The following is a 21,650-nucleotide window of genomic DNA, read 5'->3' on the forward strand; positions in this document are numbered from 1 at the left end:
GCCATGCGTTTTCTGGATTATGTCAAGGACAAGCTTCTGTTTTTGGCGGTTTCGGCTGTACTGCTGCTCTTTATGGGCTTCAGTCTGGAGCTGCTGCGGGTGGACAGGGGCTCCCGGCTGTACCTCATGCTGGTGCTCGGCTTTGCCCTGGCCCTTATTTTTCTGGCCGAGTATTTCATGAAAGCCCATTTTTACAAGGATGTCTGCCAAAAGCTGGACCGGCTCGACAAAAAATACCTTTTGTCCGAGCTGATCAGCCGGCCCGCCATATACGAGGGCCGTATTCTGTACGACGTCCTGAAAGCGGCCAGCAAGAGCATGAACGACGAGATCGCCGTCTACCGCCACAGCTCAAACGCGTACCGGGAATACATTGAGACCTGGGTGCACGAGGTCAAAACCCCCATCGCCTCCGCCGGGCTCATCATCGAGAACCACCAGAATCCCGTGACGCTCTCCATCGGCGAGGAGATCGACCAGATCGAGGGCTATGTGAACCAGGCCCTCTTTTACTCCCGCAGCAGCGGCGTCGAAAAGGACTACGTGATCAGGCGGACCCTGCTTCAGGACCTGGTAAACCCGGTCCTCCGGAAGACTGCCAAAACCTTTATCAGCCGGAAGATCAGGCTTTCCACCAGCGGGCTGGACCGGACGGTCTTTACCGATCCCAAATGGACTGATTTTATCCTCGGCCAGCTTCTGGACAATGCCTTAAAATACCTGGACGAAAATGCCCAGGCCCCGCCGGAGATCACCATCTCAGCTATGTCCGGCAGCGCGGAGATTATTTTATCCATCACCGACAACGGGATCGGCATCCCGCCGGAGGACATCGACCGGATATTTGATAAGGGCTTCACAGGCAGCAACGGCCGCCAGGGCAGCTCCAAGGCCACCGGGATCGGCCTCTACCTCTGTAAAAAGCTCTGCGGGAAGCTGGGCCTGGGCCTGAGCGTCGAATCCCAGCCCGGCCGCGGCACCACAGCCGCCATTCACTTTCCGGTCCATGAGCAAATGTGACAAAAATGTAAGCTTTCCGTAAGCCATTTCGATGGTTCGCAGCGCGGCATGGCAGTATACTATAACCATCAAAGCAAAGCCAAGTGCTTGAAGGAGGTTCCTTATGGAAAAAACAGCACCGATCCTGTCGGTACAGCATATCGAAAAATATTATGGAAACAACGGCAATATCACCAAGGCCGTGGACGACATCAGCTTCGATGTCCTCAAGGGCGAATACATTGGAATCATGGGCGCCTCGGGCAGCGGCAAAACCACACTGCTCAACTGCGTATCCACCATCGACTCCGTGACCGCGGGCCACATTCTTATCCAGGACCGGGACATCACCGAGCTGCGCTCACGCCAGCTCTCAAAGTTCCGCCGCGAGCAGCTGGGCTTTATCTTCCAGGATTTCAACCTGTTAGATACTCTCAACGCCTACGAGAACATCGCCCTGGCCCTGACGATCCTCAGGGTTCCGGCCGCCACCATCGACAAGCGGGTGCGCAGCGTTGCCAAACGCCTGCAGATCACCGATATTCTGGAAAAATATCCCTACCAGATCTCCGGCGGGCAGAAGCAGCGGGTTGCCAGCGCCCGGGCCATCATCACCAAGCCGGCGCTCATTCTGGCCGACGAGCCCACCGGCGCGCTGGATTCCAAATCCGCCCGCATGCTGCTCGAGGCCTTTGACACCCTCAACGAACAGCTCCATGCCACCATCCTCATGGTCACCCACGACGCCTTTACCGCCAGCTACTGCAAGCGTATCCTCTTTATAAAGGACGGCAAAATCTTCAATGAGCTTGTCCGCGGCGACGACAGCCGCAAGGTGTTCTTCAAGCGTATCATTGACGTGGTCAGCCTTCTGGGAGGAGGGAACAGCGATGTACTCTAAACTGGCTTTCCGCAATGTACGGCGCAGCGTCCGGGACTACACCATCTATTTCCTGACCCTCACCTTTGGCGTGTGTGTGTTCTATGTCTTTAACGCCATCGAGTCCCAGCAGGCCATGATGAGCATCAGCACAAGCGACGAGCAGGCCCTCCAGAGCCTGACCATGATCATGAGCTACGTCTCGGTGTTCATCTCGGTTATCCTGGGCTTCCTGATCCTCTATGCCAATAAGTTTCTGATCAAGCGGCGGAAAAAGGAACTGGGCGTCTATATGACCCTGGGCATGGACAAAAGCAAAATGTCCTGGATTTTGATGCTCGAAACGCTCCTAATCGGCATTGTCTCTCTGACGGTGGGGCTGTTTCTGGGCTTTCTGCTCTCCGAGGGCCTGGCCGTGGTAACGGCCAAAATGTTTGAGGCCGCCTTTACCGAGTTCAAATTTGTGTTTTCGCCTGCTGCCTGCGGCAAGACCGTGCTCTATTTCAGCCTGATTTTTGTCATGGTCATGCTGTTCAACAGCCTGTCCATCTCGAAGTACAAGCTCATCGACCTGCTGAGCGCCGACAAGAAAAACGAAACCTTTAAAATCAAAAAGCTCTGGCACTCAGTGGTGATCTTCATCGCCGCCCTCATCCTGATCGGCGCCGCTTATTACCTGATCATCGACAACGGTCTCATGAACATCAACGCTCAGTTTGCGGCCGCGCTGGTCTGCGGCTCCGTCGGGACACTGCTGTTCTTCATGTCCCTGTCCGGCTTCCTGCTGCGTCTGGTTCAGTCCAACAAAAAGCTGTACTTGCGGGGGCTCAATATGTTTGTGCTCCGCCAGCTCAACAGCAAAATCAACACCACCTTTATTTCCATGACCGTTATCTGTATCATGCTGCTGTTTACCATCGGCACCCTGTCCAGCGGTATCAGTCTGGCCGATGTGCTCACAAGCTCGGCAGAAAAGACAACGCCTTTTGACGCCACCATCACCAGCGGTCCGGAAAACCCCGCCCTGGAGGACGAGCCCATCTATGAGGACATCGCGGCGGCGCTGGCCGCCCAGGGCGTCGACCTGAGCCGCTTCGCCCGCGAAACCAGCCAGATCATCTACCGCAGCAGCGACGTGCCCAACGCCGTCCTGTTTGAGTACTCGACAGAGGGAATTAAAAACATGCTGACCGGAGAGGCCTTCGAGCGTTTTAAACAATTCCCCATTTCGGTCGTTTCACTGTCCGACTTCAACGCCCAGATGGCCCTGCTCGGCAGGGATCCCATCACCCTGGAGGACGGCCAGTTCCGGCTCTTTTACGACATGCCTCAGGTTACCCCGTCGGTTGACTCCTTCCTTGAGCAAAACGGAAAGGTCATTCTCAATGGCACAGCCCTTGAAAGCGCCGGCCCGGCCCTTGACTGTACCATCGGCACCAGCTTCGCGTTCAGCAACAGCGGTACCTTCGTCGTAAACGACGAGCTGGCCCAAGGCCTGCCCTTTTACAGCGCGCAGCTCAACATAAATTATAAAGAGCCCGCCGCCGCTTCGAGCGAAGCCTTAATGCAGTACGATGGGCTGCTGACCCCGCAGAACGGTTTCTTTACCATCACCAAAGAAGACATGTACGCCCAGGGCACCACCATGAAAATCACCACCTCCTATGTGGGGATTTACGTCGGCATTATTTTCCTGATCGCCAGCGCCGCCATCCTGGCGCTTCAGCAGCTGTCCGAGGCCTCGGACAACACCGAGCGCTACGCCCTGCTCCGCAAGATCGGGGCCGACGACAAAATGATCCGCCACGCCCTGTTCATCCAGATTGCCATCTACTTCCTGATGCCCCTGGCCCTCGCCATCATTCACGCCATTGTGGGCCTCAAGGTCGCTAACGACTTTATTGCCTTCTTCGGCCATGTCAATGTCGCGGGCAACACCAGCGTCACCGCGCTGATCCTGGTGCTTATCTACGGCGGCTATTTCCTGGCCACCTATTTCGGCAGCAAAAATATGATTAAGGCTTAAACGCAAAAAGAGATGATGCGGCGAAACACCGTATCATCTCTTTGCGTATCCGAAAATCTTAAGGGACGAAGCCTTTTACCTAAGGAAGAAAAGGTTGTCCTGCGGGCACTGTCCCTGAAACTGTATCTTCTTCACAAAAGCTTATGTGATCTTTCGTGAATGTCCGGCTGAACCGGCAAATCCCCACGGTTCCCGGCCGTTTACAAAAGCGCCTGGACACCTTTTCTTATCTGGATAAAAGGCGCAGTCCCGGACAGTGTCACACCTTTGACAGCCTGAGAGATGATGCGGCGAAACACCGCATCATCTCTTTTTATCAGTTTTCCCTCTGGCAGATGTATTTCGCCATCTCCTCTAAAAATGAGGTGTCGTGGTCAATGGTTGCCAGCGCGTCCAGCGCGCCGTTTTCCAGCTCGCGGATTTTTTCCTGTGAAGAGGCCATGCCGTAGAGCGAGACAAAGGTCGATTTGTGGTTCTTTTCATCGCTGCCAATGGGTTTTCCCAGGGTCTTTTCATCTCCGGTCACATCCAAAATGTCGTCGACAATCTGGAAAGCCAGGCCGATTTTTTCGCTGTAGGTTTCCAGCGCGTCCCGCTCCTCGCCCGTAACCTTCGCGACAAACCCGCCACAGAGCACAGCCGCCTTCAGCAGCGCGCCCGTCTTATGCGCGTGAATGTAGTACATCTTTTCCTCATTAATGGCCTCATTCTCGCTGAGAATATCACCCGTCTGTCCGCCGATCATGCCGTTTACGCCCGACGAATGGGCCAGATAGCTGAGGGCACGGGTGTAGTGAAAGGTTTTGGACGGGTCCACTGGAATACCCGCGATGGCGGTTTCCATGGCGTAGTTCAAAAGCGCGTCCCCTGCCAGGATCGCCATATTTTCACCGTAAACCTTGTGGTTGGTGGGCTTTCCACGGCGCAGGTCATCGTTGTCCATGGCCGGCAGGTCGTCGTGGATCAATGAGTAGGTGTGAATCATCTCAATGGCACAGGCCAGCGGCTTGGCGTCCGCCGGGTCGCCCCCCAGGCACCGGCAGGTTTCCTTCATCAGAATCGGCCTTAAACGCTTGCCCCCCGCGAAAAGACTGTATTTCATGGCGCTGACAATAATGTCCGGCGTATCAAATTTCCGGTCAAAGCAGGCGAGCAGCTCGTGGTCCGTTTCCTTTACTTTTTCCGACAGGATTTCTTTAAATGGTCTCATTCCTCTATCTCTCCTTCATAAGGCGTCTCCTGGTTATCGGCTGTCAGAATCATGACTTTTTCCTCAATGCCGTCCAGGTCGCTGCCGCATTCCTTTACCAGCTTCATGCCCTCCTCAAAAAGGGCCAGTGATTTCTCAAGATCTAGATCATTCTGCTCCAGGGCTTCCGCAATGGTCTCGAGCCGCGTAATTTTTGTTTTTAACTTTTTGGTTGCCATTCAGGCTCCTCCTTTATCACAGAAACGATGACCTCGCCATCGTGAAATTTAAGTCTCATGGTTCCGGCGGCCTCCGCCCCCGAAGCCGAACGGACCAGACGGCCGTCCTTATCCTCGGCCAGAACATAGCCGCGCTTCAGCACATTGGCCGGGTTCAGAGCGTCCAGCCGCAGAGCGGCCGATTCCAGCTTGCCGCGCTGACGCTCGATTTCCAGCCGCATACTCCGCTGCAGGCGGTCCTGAAGCGCATCCAGGTACAGGCGGGTATCCGCCACCTGGCTTTCCGGCCCGCTTCTCAGGAGACGGGCAGCCGCCTGCGCCAGAGACGCGCGGCTGCTTTCAATGTGGCGGTTCATGGCCCGCAGCAGCCGGGATTCCAGCTGGGTCAGCGCTCCTGCCCACTCCAACAGGTTCTCGGCCACCAGCTCCCCGGCCACCGATGGTGTGGGCGCGCGCAGATCCGCCACAAAATCAGCGATGGTAAAATCGGTTTCATGCCCTACCGCAGAGATGATCGAAATCTGTGATGCATGCACCGCCTCACCCACCATTTCCTCATTAAAGGCCCACAGGTCCTCCATGGATCCGCCGCCGCGGCCGATGATGATCACGTCCACACTGCCGAGATGGTTAAAGGTCTCGATTCCTCTGGCAATGCCCTCGGCCGCGCCGTCTCCCTGCACCAGCGTCGGGTAGATGACAATGTGGATCTGAGGATTCCGCCGCCGGATAACCGAGATCATGTCCCGGACCGCCGCCCCGGTGGGCGAGGTGACAATCCCAACCCGGTGGATATACTCCGGCAGCGGCTTTTTCTGACTGGCGTCCAGCCAGCCTAGCGCCTCATATTTCGCCTTGAGCTGCTCAAAGGCCTTGTACAGCGCCCCGACTCCCTGAGGCTCCATGGAGCGGACATAAATCTGATACTGCCCGTTGCGTTCAAAAACTGAAATTCCACCCTTAATGGTGATCTTCATGCCCTCCTCCGGCCGGAATTTCAGGTTTTGGACATGGTTTCGGAACATCACACAGGCAATGCGGCTCTGGCTGTCCTTTAATGAAAAGTACACATGGCCCGAGGAATGGAACTTCAGATTGGAGATCTCTCCCTCGACCATCAGGTTTTTCAGCACGCTGTTTCCATCCAGCATGGTTTTGATAAAATGATTGACTTCTGTAACGCTAAGCGCTCGGGTAATCATAGGAACCCCCTTTATGTCATGGTTTCAATGCCCAGCAGCGCGTTCCCGGCAGCGTTGTCGGTGGCGTAGCAGGGCTGTGTAAAGTGCAGGCGCAGACGCTTGCGGTCAAGCTCTTTTTCGATAAGCGCCCGGATGATCTGGTTCGACATCACCCCGCCGGAGAACAGAACATCCTGCGCTCCGTAGACCGCCGCCGCCCGGGCAATAGCCTTTGACAGCGTTTTGGCAATACAGCGGTGCAGCCCATAGGCCACCTCCGCCGGCGGAACGCCCGCGTCCAGCAGCGCGGCCGCTTTGTTTTCCTGTCCCGAGAAATGAAAATCTGTTTTTTCAACCCTGGACGGAATAACGCAGTCGTGCGCCACGGCCTCCCGCGCCAGCTGCTCCAGCGCCCGGCCCGCCGGAAAGGCGTAGCCCAGCCGCACCCCCACCCGGTCAATGAGCTGTCCGGCGTTCAAATCAAGGGTTGCGCCCACTATTTTACAGTCATACCCGCTTTTTTTGGTATCTACCAGCAAGATCTCTGAAGTGCCACCGGAAAAATGCGTGGCCAAAAGCGGAAAGCGTAAGGCCTCCGGCTTTGCGCCGCTGCCGTAAATGGCGCTGCGGATATGGTTTTCCTGATGGCTCACCGCCAGGGTGGGCACACCAAACAGGCTGCCGATGGTCTTTCCGCAGCCGATACCCGCGCGAAAAACCGGCATGTAGGAATCCTCCAGGGGCCGCGGCCGGTCCGAGTAGCACACCACCTGCAGCCTCTCCCGCAGCCTCAGATGTTCAGGCAGCTTCTCAAAAAGCGCCGGCAGGTTTTTAACGTGCTGGTACAGGGCCTCTGACTGGCGCAGGCCGCGCTCACCGGGCTTTACCTGAAGCAGGATTCCCGCCTCGTAAACCACGTCTCCGGCGGCGTCCGCCACCGCGATGGAGGTCGTGTAGTTACTGGTGTCAATTCCCAGAGCTAAACCGTCCATGCGCGTCAGTCCTTTGATAGCTCATCTGCGTGTTCAACCGCCACCTTATTGAGAATGCCGTTGATGTAGGTTTTGCTTTCCTCCGAGGCGTACTTCTTGGCCAGCTCTACCGCCTCGTTTATAGCGACCTCCTTGGGTACCTTGGTGTACAGAAGCTCGGTCACGCCCAGGCGCAGAATCGCCTTCTCCATTTTGGGCACACGGCTGAAATCCCAGGTTTCCTTTAAATGGTCGGCAATCAGCGTATCAATGGCCGGCTGGTTTTCGATGGCCGCGTCGATAACCTTTCTTGCGTAGCCGCCTGTCATGCCCGCCACTTCATCCTCAGGGTCACCCTGTCCTGCCAGCTCAAAGAAATTTTTGAGACTGGTGTCCAGCTCCGCGTCTTCAGCGTGAAAGTCAATTTGAAAAATCCCGCGCAGGGCCAGCTCTCTCTCTTCTTTTCGATTCATTTTTCGACTCATAGTTACCTCTATCTTACAGTATAAAAGGCCGCAAGAATACTCTCACAGCCTTTTCAATGCTCTTTTAATATTTTCCGCTGCCTTCTACGTGAACGTTCACCTGCGCCACCTGATTGCCGGTCATGATCTCAACCGATTCCTTGACCTTGATCTGGGTTTTTCTGGCGATCTGGGGAATATCAATTCCCAGTTCTGTGATCACATGCACGTCGATATGGTAGCCATCCTCCTGGCGCACAACCTTTACGCCCTTTGAAACAGCGGAAGGATAGATCATATCCAGGATTTCATCAGACATACGCATAAACATTTTGTCGATGCCGTCCACCCCCAACGCGGCCAGGTTCGCAATGGAACAGACCATTTCGTTCGAGATTTCCTGAGGGTTTAATTTTTGGTTTTCATCCATTTTCCACACCACCTATTCGTGATGATGTCCGCACTGACACCCTTCGCCATGGGTTAACTCCTCAACGACTTTTTCTTCAAGATGAAACTGCTCGCCGCACTCAGGGCAGAACACCTCATCATCGTCAAAGGACTGGAAATCGGTTATATAGACCGTTCCGCATTTTGGACAGATCACTTCGTAATAGTCGTCGTCTTCGTCAATGTCCGCATCGTCAAAATCATACGAATCAGCCCAGTCCTCATCCAGAATAAATTCCTCAAGCTCGGTCAGGTCATCATCAATCATTTCTGTGTAATCTTCCAGCTCATCCTGAGCCTCTGCCAGACCCTCCAGCGCGTCGGTCATATCGCCCAACACGTCGATAATCCGGTCAAGCACCTTGCCTTCCTTGGTTGTAAGATCTAACTCAAGGCCTTCTACCAGGCCCTCAATAAAGGCGACCTTTTCACGGATATATTTCATATGTATTATACACGTTCCATGTATTCACCAGTTCTGGTGTCCACACGGATCGTATCTCCTTCTTCTACAAATAACGGAACGGTGATAACCGCGCCGGTTTCCAGTGTTGCCGGTTTATTGGCGCCTGTAGCGGTATCGCCCTTAAAGCCCGGTTCTGTTTTTGTGATCAACAGTTCAACAAAGTTCGGAGCCGCCACTGAGAAAGCCTCGCCCTTGAAGAAACGGATGGTCGCATTGTCGTTTTCCTTTAAGAACTTCAGCGCGTCCTCTACCTGATCGTAGTTCAGCGGAATCTGTTCATAGGTTTCAAGATCCATAAAGTAGTACAGCTCGCCGTCTGCGTATAAATACTGCATTTCCTTTGTATCAATATGGGCCTTCGGGAATTTTTCAGTCGGGTTGAATGTTTTTTCAACCACTGCCCCTGTCAGCACATTTCTGATTTTAGTACGGACGAAAGCAGCGCCCTTGCCTGGTTTTACATGCTGGAACTCCACAATCATGAAAACACTTCCGTCCATTTCAAAGGTTACGCCCTTTTTAAATTCACCTGCTGATATCATCTATAAAATACCTCCAAATATTAAATCCTGTTTCTTAGTCGTATAGCTTCTTTTATTCTATCATAAAAGTTTTTGGACTTCAAATTCAACTTCAATTTTTTTGTTTTTATTCTTTCCAGGCGGCCACACCGCGCACTGCGCCCGTCAGGTCCGGGATCATCTCAACGCCGCCAAAGCCCTGCTCCACCAGGAGCTCCGCGACCCTGGCCTCCTGGCCGTTGCCAACCTCCAGCACCACGGCGCCGCCCTTTCTTAAAAAGCGACCGGCCTCCCGCGCGATGCGTTCATAGACAGCGTATCCGTCCGCGCCGCCCGAAAGCGCCAGCACCGGCTCGTAATCGGCAATATCCCGCTGCAGCGTCGGGATAATCCGGTCGGGAATATAGGGCGGGTTGGACACAATCAAGTCAAAAGGTTCCTCTGAGAGAAGCTCCTCAAAAAGATCGCTCTCAACCATGTTAATGTCCGAAAAGCCCAAATTCCGGGCGTTTTCCGCCGCTACCCTCAGGGCCTTTCCAGAAATATCACTCAGTGTGAGCGCCGCGTCCGAAACAAAGTATTTCAGCGAAAGCCCAATGGCGCCGCTGCCTGTACACAGGTCCAGCACACACGGGTGCCCGGTGTCCTTCCGTATCCGTGGGATGATTTTTTCAATCACCGTCTCTACCAGCGATTCCGTATCCGGTCTGGGAATAAGCACATCCGGCGAAACCTGAAAAGACAGTCCCATAAATTCCTTTTTTCCGATAATGTAAGCCACCGGCTCAAGCCGGGCCCGCCGCTCAATACACTCGCGGTACTCCGCGGCCGCCTCAGGGCTTACCGCCCTTTCCGGATCGCTGTAAAAGAGAATACGGGGACAGTCCAGCACCCATGACAGCAGCACCTCTGCATCCAGTCTTGGGGTTTCGCTGCCGCACTGCGCGAGCCTTGTGCGCCCCACTTCTATGAGTTCTTTAATAGTATTCATCCTGTTTTTCACAATAAAAAAGTCGGTTACCAGGAAACCGGAAACCGACCTTCATTCATTATTCGCCTTTTTTGCCGTATTTTCTGTTGAATCGTTCTACACGGCCACCTGTATCTACTAATTTCTGTTTACCAGTAAAGAAAGGATGGCAAGCTGAACAGATTTCAACCTTCAGTTCCGGTTTGACAGAACCTGTTTCAAATGTATTACCACATGCGCATTTAACAACGGATTTACCGTATTCTGGGTGGATACCTTTTTTCATCGAATTCACCTCATTTCGTTCTCGTATTTATATATATTGATACATATATTTTTTTCAACTAAGTTAGTATAACAGATTCTCTCAAGAAACGCAAGTCATTTTGTCAGGATTTAGACTTCTGCAGGATCTTTTTAAGAAAATCATCGTTATCCGTGGTGCGTTCAAGCGTATTGATGATTTTGTCTGTCAGCTGCACCGGGCTGTTGCCTGCGTACAGCTTGCGGATCTGATAGCTGACCTTCAGCTCATCCGGCGTCAGCAGCTTTTCCTCGCGCCGTGTCCCGGATTTGTTCAGGTTGATGGCCGGGAATATCCGGCGTTCGGCCAGCTCGCGCTCAAGGTGCAGCTCCATATTGCCCGTGCCCTTGAACTCCTCAAAAATAATATCGTCCATCCGGCTTCCGGTGTCCACCAGCGCGGTTGCCAGTATGGTCAGGCTGCCGCCCCCCTCGATGTTTCGGGCCGATCCAAAAAACTTTTTCGGAAAATACAGCGATTCGGGATCAAGGCCGCCGGTCAGGGTTCTGCCCGAAGGCTCGACCACCAGGTTATTGCCCCGGGTCAGGCGCGTCAGGCTGTCCACCAGCACCACCACGTCCTTGCCCTGCTCGACCAGTCTTTTACCGCGTTCCAGAACAATTTCCGCAACCCGGATATGGTTTTCGGGCGGCTGGTCAAAGGTGGAATAGGCAATATCCGCGTCGATGGAGCGCTTCATGTCGGTTACTTCTTCTGGCCGCTCGTCGACCAGCATGATGATCAGCTCAATCTCCGGATGGTTGGCGCGGATCCCCAGGGCAATTTCCTTGAGCAGCGTTGTTTTACCGGCCTTTGGCGGCGCGACAATCATACCTCTCTGCCCCTTGCCCATGGGTGAGAAAATATCAATGATACGGGTCGATACAATGTCCCTGTCGGTTTCAAGGGTAATGCGTTCCTCCGGAAACACAGGCGTCAGACGCTCGAACCGGGGGCGGCTCGCGATCTTCTCGGGAATATCGCCGTTGACGGTCTCGACGTAGAGCAGCGCGTCGAATTTCTCGCCCTCGTTAGGCATACGGATCTTACCCACGATCTTATCCCCGGTTCTCAGGTTAAAACGGCGTATCTGATTAGGTGCGACATAGATATCATTATCGCCCGAGGTATAATTGTTCATCCTCAGAAAGCCAAAGCCGTCGGAATTTAAGTCTAAAATCCCCTCCTGAGAATTTTTAAAGCGGTCAAGGTTCTTTTTGTCGTCAGCATAGAGCATGCTGTTGATTTTATTGATAATATCCGAGGTCTGAGTTCCATTGACCATCTCTAAAAACAGCATGGCCGCGTACTTCTCGCCCGGCTTGGCTTTGCGCACCTTACCGCCGACAATATCGCCTGTTTCCAGCTTGAATTTCTGAATCTGGGAACCCGACACGTAGACCCATTCCTGCTGGGATTTCATTTCCGGAGTCTTGATAAAGCCAAAGCCCTCGGGCAGTACCTCCAGCGGCCCGGCCATTTCGATACTGTCCTCAATGTTGTCCTTGATTTTTGCGTAGCGGTGGTTATTGTAACCGCCATGGCTGTTGTGGTGCTGCTTTTCCACAGGCTGGGGCAGAGCGCTGCGCTCCTGTTTGGATTTATCCACCAGGGCCCGGTCGTTGGTTTTGGCCTCATGCCTTTCCTTCCCCGCTGTTTTCCCCTCGTTCTTTTTATCCGCAGCCTTCCGTTCGCCCTGCTTTTTATCACTGGCCTTCTGCGTTTTGCTCCCGGTCTTTTCCGTATCGGCCGTCTTTGATACCGCCGCTTCCTTTTGGGGCTTTTCCGCCTTTTTAACCGCTTCCTCTTTCTGCCCGGCGGCTGTGATCATATCAATGAGCTCCTGTTTTTTCTTCTTGCTCAGTCCGCTAAAGCCCAAGCCCTCCGCTTCCTTGCGCAGGTCTGCCACGGTCAGCTTTTCAAGATTTGTCGTGTCCAATAGATTCCTCCAGAATGTAAAATTTGATTGCAAAACTTATAAATGTAGATTTAAAAGTAAAGATAAATAGTTATAATTACTAATTTTAGCACATCTGGCGAAAAAAAACAATAAAAATAAAAACCGCCGTCAAAGCCGTAAAAACCGGCTTTGTAACAGCGGTACAATCTTTTTGCCATCGCCTATGAATCCAGTTTCAGCACTGCCATAAAGGCCTCCTGCGGCACCTCTACGCTGCCCACTTGGCGCATACGCTTTTTCCCCTCCTTCTGCTTTTCGAGCAGCTTGCGCTTACGGCTGATGTCCCCGCCGTAGCACTTGGCCAGAACGTCCTTGCGCAGGGCGCTGATGGTCTCGCGCGCGATAATCTTGTTGCCGATGGCCGCCTGGATGGGAATTTCAAACATCTGCCTCGGGATGGATTCTTTGAGCTTCTTGGTGATGGCCCGTCCCCGGCCCACAGCCTTTTCCTCATGCACAATAAAAGACAGGGCGTCTACCAGCTCGCCGTTTAACAGAATATCCAGCTTCACCAGCTTGGCCGGACGGTATTCCCTGATCTCGTAATCCAGCGACGCGTAGCCACGGGTTCTTGACTTGAGAGCGTCAAAGAAATCGTAGATAATTTCGTTGAGCGGCAGCTCATAATGCAGGGACACACGCGTTTCCTCGATGTAATCCATATTGATGTAGGTTCCCCGCCGTTCCTGGCAGAGCTCCATCACCGCGCCCAGATACTCAGACGGCACCATGATTGTCGCGTCGACGATCGGCTCCTCCATGGTGTCAATCTCAACCGGGTCTGGCAGGTTGGTGGGGTTGTCCACCCAAAGCTCTGTGCCGTCGGTTTTAATGACCTTGTAGATAACGCTGGGCGCTGTGGTCACCAGGTCCAGGTTAAATTCCCGTTCCAGCCGCTCCTGGATAATTTCCATATGCAGAAGCCCTAAAAATCCACACCGGAACCCAAAGCCAAGGGCGATGGAGGTCTCCGCCTCATACAGCAGCGATGCGTCATTAAGCTGCAGCTTGGCAAGAGCTTCCTTCAAATCCTCGTAGCGCGCGCCATCCGCGGGGTAGATCCCGCAGAACACCATCGAGGTCACCTTTTTATAGCCCGGAAGCGGCTCGGCCGCCGGGCGGTCCGCCGCGGTGATGGTATCGCCGACACGGGTATCCCGGACGTTTTTAATGCCGGCGTTCACATAGCCGACATCACCAGCGGACAGCTCGTCCACGGGCAGCAGACCCTTGGCGAAAATACCGACCTCATCCACCTCAAAGTCCTTGCCGATGGCCATCATCCGGATCTTCATCCCTGCCCTGATTTTCCCCTGGACGACCCGCACCGAGGCGATCACCCCGCGGTACTGGTCGTAGTAGGAGTCAAAAATCAAGGCCTGGAGCGGCTCGGCCGCATCGCCCTGCGGCGCCGGAACCTCATGCACAATGGCTTCCAGCACGTCCTCAATGTTGATACCGGCCTTGGCTGAGATCAGCGGGGCGTTCTCCGCGTCCAGACCAATAACATTCTCAATTTCAGCTTTCACCTCATCGGGACGGGCGCTGGCCAGGTCGATTTTGTTGATCACCGGCACCACCTCCAGATCGTTGTCCAATGCCAGATAGACGTTGGCGATGGTCTGGGCCTCGATCCCCTGGGAGGCGTCCACCACCAGAATGGCCCCCTCGCAGGCGGCCAGGCTTCTGGAAACCTCGTAGTTAAAATCCACATGGCCCGGGGTGTCGATGAGATTCAAAATATACTCCTCACCGTCCTTCGCGTTGTAAATAAGCCGTACTGCCTGCAGTTTGATGGTGATCCCGCGTTCTCTTTCAATATCCATATTGTCGAGAATCTGGTCCTCCATATCCCTCTTGCTCAAAAGTCCCGTTTCCTCGATCAAACGGTCCGCCAGGGTTGATTTACCGTGGTCGATATGGGCAATAATCGAAAAGTTTCGGGTTCTTTCCTGTCTTGTTAACAAAGTAATTCCTCCAATGTGTAAGTCTATTCGATAAAACACGCCAAGTGTTCATTATTTTTGTGCTACAGATTATTCTATCAAGAAAAAATTTTTTTGTCACGTTTTTTGTTGTAAATTTATTTTCAATGTGTTACAATCAATACGTTATAAATAAATGAGGAGGTACTCCATGGCTAACATTAAATCAGCTATTAAGAGAGCTAAAACAAATGAAAAGGCAAGATTGCGCAACAAGGCGGTAAAAACAAATTTAAAGACATCCATCAAAAAATTTGACGCTGCGGTTGCAGAAGGCGATCAGGCCAAAGCAGAAGAAGCTTTTCGTTTAGCAGTTAAAAAACTGGATATGGCCGTTACTAAACACGTCATCCACAAAAACGCTGCTTCCAGAAAGAAAAGCACTTTAGCAAGAACCTTAAACGGAATGACCGAATAACCTCATTGTTTATATATTCCCAAATTTAAACCCGTGTCTCAAGGGTGGGCGCACAGTTGTTAGTGCGCTTTTTTTATTTTTTGAAGGGTGAAGGAGATGATGCGGCGAAACGCCGCATCATCTCCTTCATGCCCTACAGCTTAAGCACAAACCACTCCAGGCCAAACTCGGGATCGATCTGTCCAGTTTTCATTTTGAGGTCCAGCTCCGCCGCCTCAATCATGGTGCGCTTAAGACCTGCCACCCGGTAGCGGCGGCCGTTCTGCAGGACCTTTTTGACCACAAAGGGGGCCAGCTTGGCTTCCTTGGCGATGGTGTCCGGGGACATACGTTTTTCCGAGAGCAGCTTGACCATCAGCATAATGCGGATCTGTCTCAGCAGGAGCCCGAAAACGCCGAAGGGGCCTTCTCCCTCAAGGTAAAACTGGTTGAGCATCTTAAGGGCCGCACCCTTATTGCCCCCCATGGCGTAATCCACCATCTTAAACACATTGTCCTCAACGGACTTGGGCATAACGGTTTCCACGTCCTCCAGGGTAATGGTATCGCGCCCGCCTGCGTAATCAATGATTTTGTTCAGCTCATTGTCGACCATTTCCATATTTTTATTGTCATTTTCAAGGTACAGGGTATCCATGACAAACTGCTCCACCACCCGCTGGCTTGTCCGCTTGCCCGCCAGCTTAAGCCGGCGGCCGATCCATTTTTCCAGGTCAATTTTGTTCAGCTTGTCATAGTCCACAATCGCGCCCTGGTCCTTGAGGGTCTTGTAAATTTTCTTGCGCTTGTCCGGGCTGCTGTCACACAGAATAAGCACCGTGCTGTCGGATGGCCTTTTGATGTATTTATTCAGCGCCTCCACTGTTTTCTTATCACTCGTTTTGGTCAGTCCCGTACTCTCCCGGACAATGACCACCCGCTTCTCACTCATAAGCGGCAGGGTCTCACACACAGACAGAATCTCCGTAATGTCCGGGCTTTTGTCCTCAAACACCGCCAGGTTCAGCTGCTCCAGCCCGGGCGCGATCATGGTCTCTACCAGCGTGTGCTCAACCATTCCCCCGATGTATTGCTCCGGACCCGCAAAAAGGTACACCGGGCGCACCTGCTTTTGCTTTATGGCCTTCATTAATTCCTGATATTTCATGGCAACCTCTTATCCATTCTTTTAATCTTTATCGATACAGCTTCGTATTTTCAGGTTCTCTCCGTCCGTCCATACCTCCACTGCACCGTTTTTATCTGTTCTTTTGCAGACAGCCCCAACGGCTCCGATATTTTCCAGCACTTCGTCTGTCGGGTGTCCAAAACTATTATAACGGCCAACCGAGATTACAGCAAGGGATGGATTAAGCTTTTTTAAAAACTCCGGCGATGTGGAAAAACGGCTGCCGTGATGCCCTACCTTCAGCACATCGGTTTCAGGCAGGTTCCGGACAACCGCCTGCTCCACCGGAAAGCCTGCGTCTCCCGTAAACAGGAAGGAACGGCTTCCGTAGCGCAGGCGCAGCAGCATCGACGCGTCATTCTGCTCCTCGTCAGCCAGCGCCTCCCTTTTGCTTTCCGGCCAGAGCACCTCAAAGGCCAGGCCATCGCCGCTTTCCAAAGTGCTGCCCTTTGACAGGACCTGGACCGGAATTTTATTCTGGCTTAAGAGCGCCTCATTGTTATATTTGCTGGAGACATAAATCTGACCAACCGGAATTTCTGCGAGAAGCTCCTCAATCCCCTGGGCGTGGTCCGCGTGGTTGTGTGAGATAAAAACCCCGTCAATCCGCCGGATATTTTTGGCGTACAGCACCGGCAGCAGGACACTCTCAGAAATAGGCGTTCGTTCTCTCTGCGGTGCGTCGCCATAAGTTTCGTAACCACCGCCGTCAATGAGGTAAACGCCGCCCGCCGGGGTCTCAACGAGCGCACTGTCCCCCTGGCCCACGTCCAAAAAGGTCACGCGCAGGGGCTGCCGGGCCACCGACGCGCCTAAAATAACCAGAAGCAGCAGCGGCAAAGAGACGCCGACAAAATACCGGGCTGTTTTTTTGTTTAAGTTGAAATATCCAGCAAGCAGAAAGGCGGCGAGCGCCAGCAGCAAAAGCTCAGCCAGCGTCAGCGCTCCCCGATGCAGCGCCAGCCAGCTGAATTTTGAAAAAAGACCGGTCAAAAACAAAACACCGTCCGCCAAAAAGGCCGCCGGAAGACAGATCAGCCTGCCCGCCGCCGGAAACAGCGCCGCAAGAGGCACCCCGGCCAAAGCCAGAACCAGCAAAAGTCCCACCAGCGGTACAATCAATAAATTAGAGATCAAAGCTACCAGATTCAGGGTATGAAAATGGTACAGGCTGGCCGGCATGGTCCCCAGAGTCGCGCAGAAGGTTAAAATCAGGCTGGACGCCACCGCCCCCGGCGCTTTAATCCGACGCCCGTATTCGTACATCAGCGGTCTGTAGAACAAAATAATGGCCAGCACAGCGGAAAAGGAAAGCTGAAACCCTGCCATAAAGAGCTGGGCCGGCTGCAGCAGCAAAATGACAATACCCGCCAGACATAATCCGTTTAAGGCGTCATAGGTTTCCGCCATGCCCCTGCCGCCCACCAGCGCCAGGCACATCAGCGCCGCCCGGATGACCGACGGGCTGAAGCCTGTCAGCGTGATGTAAAACAGCAGACAGACCGCCAGAACAGGCAAATGGTAACGCCGCCGCACACCAATCAGAGTCAGAAGCCCAAGCACCAGCGCGTACACATAGCCCACATGCAGGCCGGATATGGCCAGTACATGCGAAACACCCGCATCCCGGAAGGATGCCTTAGCCTCATCCTCCATGGCGCTGTCCCCCAACAGAATTCCCCTGATCAGGCCGCTCTGGGCTGGCGTAAAGAACTGGTCACAAACGGCTGCCAGACACTGTTTCACGCTGTAAACGGCGTATACAGGGCTGGCAGAGCCGGGCGCCACTGTTACATTCTCTCCGTTTTTCAGATAGACCTGTCCGTCAATACCCTTTGCCTTTAAATAGAGCGCATAGTCAAAGCCGCCCGGATTCCGTCTTCCCGCCGGCTCACTGATCTCACCCTTAAAGCTTAAAACAGCTCCCGGGGCATCGTCCATGCCGCCCTGTGCCACAGTCACCATCACCTTTCCGGAAACAGGCGTGTGGTCAATTTCCTGAAGCTTCAGCACAAAACGGGTTTTCTCTCCCTCCCGGGACGGAACACTGTCCACAAGGCCCACCATTGATACCGGACGCTCAAGGTAATCCTCAAAGGGGCTCCCGCCGTCTAATACCGGAACCGCAGCGGCACAGCCCAGCAGGTAAACCACCAGTACCAGCCCCACGCTCACCGGCTTTACTTTTTTAAAGACCAGGGGCAAAGGCAGCAGCACGACTGGCAAAAGGGCATAAAGAAAAAGGGGCGCCCCAAAACCAGCCAGCAGGATTGCGCAGCACAGAGCTGCAAGCGCGTAAATCAGCGGTCGTTTCATTTGGGCCCCCTCTTGTTTTTATTGGTTCTGCCAAAAGCAGCTATTGATCAGATCGTAAAGTTTGCCATGATCTCAGCCTTGGAAAGCCGTCCGTTAAAACGACCGTTTCCGATTTCATAATAGCGCTGCGGCGAAATCTCAGGGCTGAAATGCGTGAGAATAAGCCGGCGGACCCCGGCGTTGTTCGCATTCTGAATGGCTTTCTCCATGGACAGGTGTATGGCGGAGTCCACATCATCCAGAAAGGCGGAGTCACACAGCAGCACATCCACGCCCTTGCTGAATTCCTCCAGCGCCTGGCACATGGCCGTATCGCCAGTATACATGAACGTGGATTTTCCGTCATAGGCCTTAATCGCAAAATCCTTAAGCGGGTGGCGCATTTCCATAAAGCTAAAGGACATACTGCCGATTTCCAGCTTCAAATCCTCCGTGATGGGCGTGATGTCAAAAGCATTTTTGTATGCCAGACGGTCAAACTCCTTATCGGGGCTGTCCGGAGCGTAAAGCGGAATGGTCATTCCCCGCATCTCAAGGGCATAACGCAGCACAAACAGATCCGAAATGTGGTCAGGATGGAGGTGCGAGCAGACCACTGCGGTAATATCCTCAATGTCACAGATGGTTCTAAGGTTGGCCAGTGTGCCGTTGCCCATGTCCAGCACGACCTTGGCATCTCCGTTTTCGAGTAAATAGCCCGAGCAGGCGCCGCCTGCCTTTGGGTAGGGTCCTGTATTGCCTAATACGGTTAATTTCATTTCAAAAAACCTCCAGTTTTTCGTTGATTAAAGTTCATTTTAATGGTTAAATGATATAGTGATACAGTTATTATACACCATATTTACAGATTATCCCACGATAATCCAATCTTTTTAAATACACTGACATCAAAACGGAGGTTCAGCATGAATAAACCAGGCTTGGTCTTATCTGGCGGCGGAAGCCGCGGCTCCTATCAAATCGGGGCTTATCGGGCATTGAGAGATAACGGTATTGAAATCTGCGCGGTTGTAGGCACCTCCATCGGGGCCATCAACGGCGCCTATATTGCCCAGGGCGATCTGGATCTGGCCTGCGATGTCTGGGAGCACATAGATTACCACACTGTCTTTGCCGAAACCAGGGGGCTGTTAATGGATGTGGAGCCTCTGCGGGCGCTCTTAAACGAGACCATTGATGAAGACGCTGTAAGGCGCTCCCCCATCCGCTATGGCCTTACCACCTACAATTTGAGCGATATGAAAATGGAGTACCTTTTTATTGAGGATATCCCAAAGGGGAAGCTGGTAGACTTTATTATGGCCAGCTCCAATGTCCCCATTTTTAAACGAGTGGTAATCGACAATAAGCGCTATCTGGACGGCGGCGTTTACGATCCGCTTCCCCGCAAAATGCTCTACGATACCGGCTGCCATAACATGATCACGGTCATGATCGACATCAACCCCATCAGCGCCTCAGACCGTGTGAAATACGAAAGTCTCGACGAGCTCCGCATTACCCACTCCGCCGACCTCGGCCACTTTCTGAGCGTGGATCCGGCGGTGATCCGGCAGAATTACGACATGGGCTATTATGACGCCCTGCGTGCCCTGAGTCACTATGAGGGCGGCTACTATTACCTTATTCCTAAAAATTACCGGTCGGTGCCTCTGGCCCGGGCCTTTAACAAAAAAGATATCCGCCCTCTGATACAGGACCAGACAGCCCGTTCCATCCTCAAGGGCGGCATGACCCTTCGGCGGCTGTTCGTTCACCTCACCCTGACCCGCTATTGGAAGTCTGCCTATGCCATGACCTGGAACGAGCTTTTCACAGCCTGTGCCGAGCTTACAGGGGAGCTCTTATCCATTCCCAGGTACAATGCCCTTACGCTTTACGAGCTTATTAAACAAATACTCAACAGCACAGATTTTATCGAAGCCTCTGACAGCTACCAGAAGCATGACCACGCGTCGCTGGGTGAGCTGATTTTCACAGGCCAGACTGACTTTATACGAAAAGAGTACGTATCCGTAGCCCTTGCCGAAAACCACCCGGCGATTACAGCCCTGCTGCCAGCGCTGATTCTGGCAGTGCCCGACGTGGTCATTGCCGCCCTCTTTTTAAAAGTCATTAAAAACAGAAGGAGAACACAATGCTAAAACTTGATCCCAAATATTTTGAAGCGACCGACGGCGCCCGGATCTACTACTACAGTACTCCGCGCAATCTGGATACCAGAGCCGCCCTCATAATTGTTCACGGAATGGCCGAGCACGCCGTCCGTTATATCGAATTTGCCGATTTTCTCTACCGCCGCGGCATCATCGTCTATGCCATTGACCAACGCGGCCACGGCATGACCGGCACCTTTGACGGTACCCTGGGTTATTTTGACGACGTAGACGGCTGGCAGCGCATCACCGAGGACGTCCATGATCTGACCGACCGCGTGCGTGAGGAAAATCCCGATCTGCCACTGTTTATTCTCGGACACAGCATGGGCTCTGTCGTTACACGCACCTGCCTCATTGACTTCGGCGGTCTGTTTAAAGGCGGTATCATTGTCGGAACTACCATGGGCGTCAGCAAAGCTGTTCGGTCCTTCGGTAAAGCCCTTGCCAAAGCAGAGATCGCCAAATATGGCCCGACGCATCCCTCCGAGCTGCTGACCAAAATGTCCTTTGGCGGCTACAATAAAAAATTCGCTCCCAACCGAACCGAGTACGACTGGCTATCCGTCAACGCCCAGAATGTGGACGCCTATCTGAAAGACCCGCTGTGCGGCTTTACCTGTACCTCGGCCTTTTTCTATGACCTCTTTACCGGTCTGGATTACACCAACGATCCGCGCAATATTTTCAGAATGCCCGCTGATCTGCCCATTTACCTGCTTTCCGGCGGCAGCGACCCGGTCAGCAGCATGGGCAAGGAGGTTCGCGCGCTGTATCAGCGTTTCAAAAAAGCCGATATGAAAGATGTCTCCATGACACTGTACCCCGGAAAGCGCCACGAAATCCTGAACGAAACGAACCGCCGGGAGGTTTATCAGGACATTCTGAGCTTTATACAAAAACATTTTTAAGAGGCTTTGGCCTCTTTTTTATTGCCTTCAGGCAGAGCGCCTTGACTTTTTCATCCCTTTACATTATAATACATAT

21 protein-coding genes are annotated in these 21,650 nt (G+C 53.1%); 6 read left to right on the forward strand and 15 right to left on the reverse strand.

The genetic code is table 11. The annotated features are described in order from the left end of the window. The first annotated feature begins 3 nt into the window (after positions 1 to 3). The 3 genes from I2B62_RS11165 (at position 4) to I2B62_RS11175 (ending at position 3,905) form a co-directional block, all read left to right on the forward strand. Positions 4 to 1,020, forward strand: a complete 1,017-nt coding sequence (locus I2B62_RS11165) for a HAMP domain-containing sensor histidine kinase (protein ID WP_195269164.1) — start codon at positions 4 to 6, stop codon at positions 1,018 to 1,020. A 103-nt stretch (positions 1,021 to 1,123) separates the two neighbouring features. Next, positions 1,124 to 1,900: an ABC transporter ATP-binding protein gene (locus I2B62_RS11170; RefSeq protein WP_195269165.1), complete on the forward strand. Its 777-nt coding sequence runs from the start codon at positions 1,124 to 1,126 to the stop codon at positions 1,898 to 1,900. Further along, the gene (locus tag I2B62_RS11175; RefSeq protein WP_195269166.1) at positions 1,890 to 3,905 is read left to right on the forward strand and encodes an ABC transporter permease; all 2,016 of its coding nucleotides are present in this window, start codon (positions 1,890 to 1,892) and stop codon (positions 3,903 to 3,905) included. The genes I2B62_RS11170 and I2B62_RS11175 overlap by 11 nt, the downstream gene beginning before the upstream one ends. A gap of 316 nt (positions 3,906 to 4,221) precedes the next feature. Here the strand turns inward: I2B62_RS11175 and I2B62_RS11180 are convergent, their stop codons facing one another. The 12 genes from I2B62_RS11180 to lepA form a co-directional block, all read right to left on the reverse strand. Continuing rightward, complete coding sequence (locus I2B62_RS11180) at positions 4,222 to 5,115, reverse strand: polyprenyl synthetase family protein (protein ID WP_195269167.1); 894 nt, start codon at positions 5,113 to 5,115, stop codon at positions 4,222 to 4,224. After that, on the reverse strand, positions 5,112 to 5,333 hold the full coding sequence (xseB, locus tag I2B62_RS11185) for an exodeoxyribonuclease VII small subunit (protein WP_195269168.1): 222 nt from the start codon (positions 5,331 to 5,333) through the stop codon (positions 5,112 to 5,114). Before xseB ends, I2B62_RS11180 begins: the two co-directional genes overlap by 4 nt. Next, the gene (gene xseA, locus I2B62_RS11190; protein ID WP_195269169.1) at positions 5,315 to 6,535 is read right to left on the reverse strand and encodes an exodeoxyribonuclease VII large subunit; all 1,221 of its coding nucleotides are present in this window, start codon (positions 6,533 to 6,535) and stop codon (positions 5,315 to 5,317) included. Before xseA ends, xseB begins: the two co-directional genes overlap by 19 nt. A gap of 11 nt (positions 6,536 to 6,546) precedes the next feature. Continuing rightward, on the reverse strand, positions 6,547 to 7,506 hold the full coding sequence (locus I2B62_RS11195) for a peptidase M22 (protein WP_195269170.1): 960 nt from the start codon (positions 7,504 to 7,506) through the stop codon (positions 6,547 to 6,549). 5 nt (positions 7,507 to 7,511) lie between these two features. Further along, the gene (gene nusB / locus I2B62_RS11200; RefSeq protein ID WP_195269171.1) at positions 7,512 to 7,958 is read right to left on the reverse strand and encodes a transcription antitermination factor NusB; all 447 of its coding nucleotides are present in this window, start codon (positions 7,956 to 7,958) and stop codon (positions 7,512 to 7,514) included. 76 nt (positions 7,959 to 8,034) lie between these two features. Beyond that, positions 8,035 to 8,379: an Asp23/Gls24 family envelope stress response protein gene (locus I2B62_RS11205; protein ID WP_013381753.1), complete on the reverse strand. Its 345-nt coding sequence runs from the start codon at positions 8,377 to 8,379 to the stop codon at positions 8,035 to 8,037. A 12-nt stretch (positions 8,380 to 8,391) separates the two neighbouring features. Beyond that, positions 8,392 to 8,844: a CD1247 N-terminal domain-containing protein gene (locus tag I2B62_RS11210; protein ID WP_207735997.1), complete on the reverse strand. Its 453-nt coding sequence runs from the start codon at positions 8,842 to 8,844 to the stop codon at positions 8,392 to 8,394. 5 nt (positions 8,845 to 8,849) lie between these two features. Continuing rightward, positions 8,850 to 9,407 carry an elongation factor P gene (gene efp / locus I2B62_RS11215; protein WP_058695353.1) on the reverse strand — a complete coding sequence of 186 codons (558 nt, stop codon included), beginning with the start codon at positions 9,405 to 9,407 and terminating at the stop codon, positions 8,850 to 8,852. Between the two features lie 106 nt (positions 9,408 to 9,513). Continuing rightward, positions 9,514 to 10,377: a peptide chain release factor N(5)-glutamine methyltransferase gene (gene prmC / locus I2B62_RS11220; protein ID WP_195269172.1), complete on the reverse strand. Its 864-nt coding sequence runs from the start codon at positions 10,375 to 10,377 to the stop codon at positions 9,514 to 9,516. Between the two features lie 58 nt (positions 10,378 to 10,435). Next, the gene (gene rpmE, locus I2B62_RS11225) at positions 10,436 to 10,642 is read right to left on the reverse strand and encodes a 50S ribosomal protein L31 (protein ID WP_013381757.1); all 207 of its coding nucleotides are present in this window, start codon (positions 10,640 to 10,642) and stop codon (positions 10,436 to 10,438) included. Positions 10,643 to 10,745: 103 nt separating this feature from the next. Beyond that, positions 10,746 to 12,599 carry a transcription termination factor Rho gene (gene rho / locus I2B62_RS11230; protein ID WP_195269173.1) on the reverse strand — a complete coding sequence of 618 codons (1,854 nt, stop codon included), beginning with the start codon at positions 12,597 to 12,599 and terminating at the stop codon, positions 10,746 to 10,748. Between the two features lie 182 nt (positions 12,600 to 12,781). Continuing rightward, complete coding sequence (gene lepA, locus I2B62_RS11235; RefSeq protein ID WP_195269174.1) at positions 12,782 to 14,587, reverse strand: translation elongation factor 4; 1,806 nt, start codon at positions 14,585 to 14,587, stop codon at positions 12,782 to 12,784. A 169-nt stretch (positions 14,588 to 14,756) separates the two neighbouring features. On the opposite strand from lepA, the gene rpsT reads away from it, so the two are divergent. Next, entirely contained in the window at positions 14,757 to 15,023 is a 267-nt protein-coding gene (gene rpsT, locus I2B62_RS11240) for a 30S ribosomal protein S20 (protein ID WP_195269175.1), read from the forward strand. A gap of 133 nt (positions 15,024 to 15,156) precedes the next feature. On the opposite strand, the gene holA is transcribed toward rpsT, so the two are convergent. From holA to I2B62_RS11255, 3 genes are read right to left on the reverse strand one after another with little or no spacing between them, the layout of a single operon-like run. Beyond that, positions 15,157 to 16,170 carry a DNA polymerase III subunit delta gene (gene holA, locus I2B62_RS11245; protein ID WP_195269176.1) on the reverse strand — a complete coding sequence of 338 codons (1,014 nt, stop codon included), beginning with the start codon at positions 16,168 to 16,170 and terminating at the stop codon, positions 15,157 to 15,159. A gap of 21 nt (positions 16,171 to 16,191) precedes the next feature. Next, the gene (locus tag I2B62_RS11250) at positions 16,192 to 18,507 is read right to left on the reverse strand and encodes a DNA internalization-related competence protein ComEC/Rec2 (protein ID WP_195269177.1); all 2,316 of its coding nucleotides are present in this window, start codon (positions 18,505 to 18,507) and stop codon (positions 16,192 to 16,194) included. Between the two features lie 47 nt (positions 18,508 to 18,554). Continuing rightward, positions 18,555 to 19,265 (reverse strand): MBL fold metallo-hydrolase, encoded by a 711-nt coding sequence (locus I2B62_RS11255; protein ID WP_195269178.1) that lies wholly within the window; start codon positions 19,263 to 19,265, stop codon positions 18,555 to 18,557. Positions 19,266 to 19,412: 147 nt separating this feature from the next. Between I2B62_RS11255 and I2B62_RS11260 the strand changes: the two genes are divergently transcribed. Next, positions 19,413 to 20,651, forward strand: a complete 1,239-nt coding sequence (locus tag I2B62_RS11260) for a patatin-like phospholipase family protein (RefSeq protein WP_195269179.1) — start codon at positions 19,413 to 19,415, stop codon at positions 20,649 to 20,651. Next, a complete protein-coding gene (locus I2B62_RS11265) occupies positions 20,645 to 21,574 on the forward strand; it encodes an alpha/beta hydrolase (protein ID WP_195269180.1) in 930 nt (309 codons plus the stop codon). The genes I2B62_RS11260 and I2B62_RS11265 overlap by 7 nt, the downstream gene beginning before the upstream one ends. Positions 21,575 to 21,650 lie beyond the last annotated feature (76 nt).

This window comes from Eubacterium sp. 1001713B170207_170306_E7 (genome assembly GCF_015547515.1).
Classification (GTDB): Bacteria; Bacillota; Clostridia; order Eubacteriales; family Eubacteriaceae; genus Eubacterium.

What these genes read in the sequence shown, in the direction of transcription:
- I2B62_RS11165 (WP_195269164.1), top strand. Translation starts at nt 4, where the DNA reads ATGCGTTTTCTGGATTATGTCAAGGACAAGCTTCTGTTTTTGGCGGTT.
- I2B62_RS11170 (WP_195269165.1), top strand. Translation starts at nt 1,124, where the DNA reads ATGGAAAAAACAGCACCGATCCTGTCGGTACAGCATATCGAAAAATAT.
- I2B62_RS11175 (WP_195269166.1), top strand. Translation starts at nt 1,890, where the DNA reads ATGTACTCTAAACTGGCTTTCCGCAATGTACGGCGCAGCGTCCGGGAC.
- I2B62_RS11180 (WP_195269167.1), bottom strand. Translation starts at nt 5,115, where the DNA reads ATGAGACCATTTAAAGAAATCCTGTCGGAAAAAGTAAAGGAAACGGAC.
- xseB (WP_195269168.1), bottom strand. Translation starts at nt 5,333, where the DNA reads ATGGCAACCAAAAAGTTAAAAACAAAAATTACGCGGCTCGAGACCATT.
- xseA (WP_195269169.1), bottom strand. Translation starts at nt 6,535, where the DNA reads ATGATTACCCGAGCGCTTAGCGTTACAGAAGTCAATCATTTTATCAAA.
- I2B62_RS11195 (WP_195269170.1), bottom strand. Translation starts at nt 7,506, where the DNA reads ATGGACGGTTTAGCTCTGGGAATTGACACCAGTAACTACACGACCTCC.
- nusB (WP_195269171.1), bottom strand. Translation starts at nt 7,958, where the DNA reads ATGAATCGAAAAGAAGAGAGAGAGCTGGCCCTGCGCGGGATTTTTCAA.
- I2B62_RS11205 (WP_013381753.1), bottom strand. Translation starts at nt 8,379, where the DNA reads ATGGATGAAAACCAAAAATTAAACCCTCAGGAAATCTCGAACGAAATG.
- I2B62_RS11210 (WP_207735997.1), bottom strand. Translation starts at nt 8,844, where the DNA reads ATGAAATATATCCGTGAAAAGGTCGCCTTTATTGAGGGCCTGGTAGAA.
- efp (WP_058695353.1), bottom strand. Translation starts at nt 9,407, where the DNA reads ATGATATCAGCAGGTGAATTTAAAAAGGGCGTAACCTTTGAAATGGAC.
- prmC (WP_195269172.1), bottom strand. Translation starts at nt 10,377, where the DNA reads ATGAATACTATTAAAGAACTCATAGAAGTGGGGCGCACAAGGCTCGCG.
- rpmE (WP_013381757.1), bottom strand. Translation starts at nt 10,642, where the DNA reads ATGAAAAAAGGTATCCACCCAGAATACGGTAAATCCGTTGTTAAATGC.
- rpsT (WP_195269175.1), top strand. Translation starts at nt 14,757, where the DNA reads ATGGCTAACATTAAATCAGCTATTAAGAGAGCTAAAACAAATGAAAAG.
- holA (WP_195269176.1), bottom strand. Translation starts at nt 16,170, where the DNA reads ATGAAATATCAGGAATTAATGAAGGCCATAAAGCAAAAGCAGGTGCGC.
- I2B62_RS11250 (WP_195269177.1), bottom strand. Translation starts at nt 18,507, where the DNA reads ATGAAACGACCGCTGATTTACGCGCTTGCAGCTCTGTGCTGCGCAATC.
- I2B62_RS11255 (WP_195269178.1), bottom strand. Translation starts at nt 19,265, where the DNA reads ATGAAATTAACCGTATTAGGCAATACAGGACCCTACCCAAAGGCAGGC.
- I2B62_RS11260 (WP_195269179.1), top strand. Translation starts at nt 19,413, where the DNA reads ATGAATAAACCAGGCTTGGTCTTATCTGGCGGCGGAAGCCGCGGCTCC.
- I2B62_RS11265 (WP_195269180.1), top strand. Translation starts at nt 20,645, where the DNA reads ATGCTAAAACTTGATCCCAAATATTTTGAAGCGACCGACGGCGCCCGG.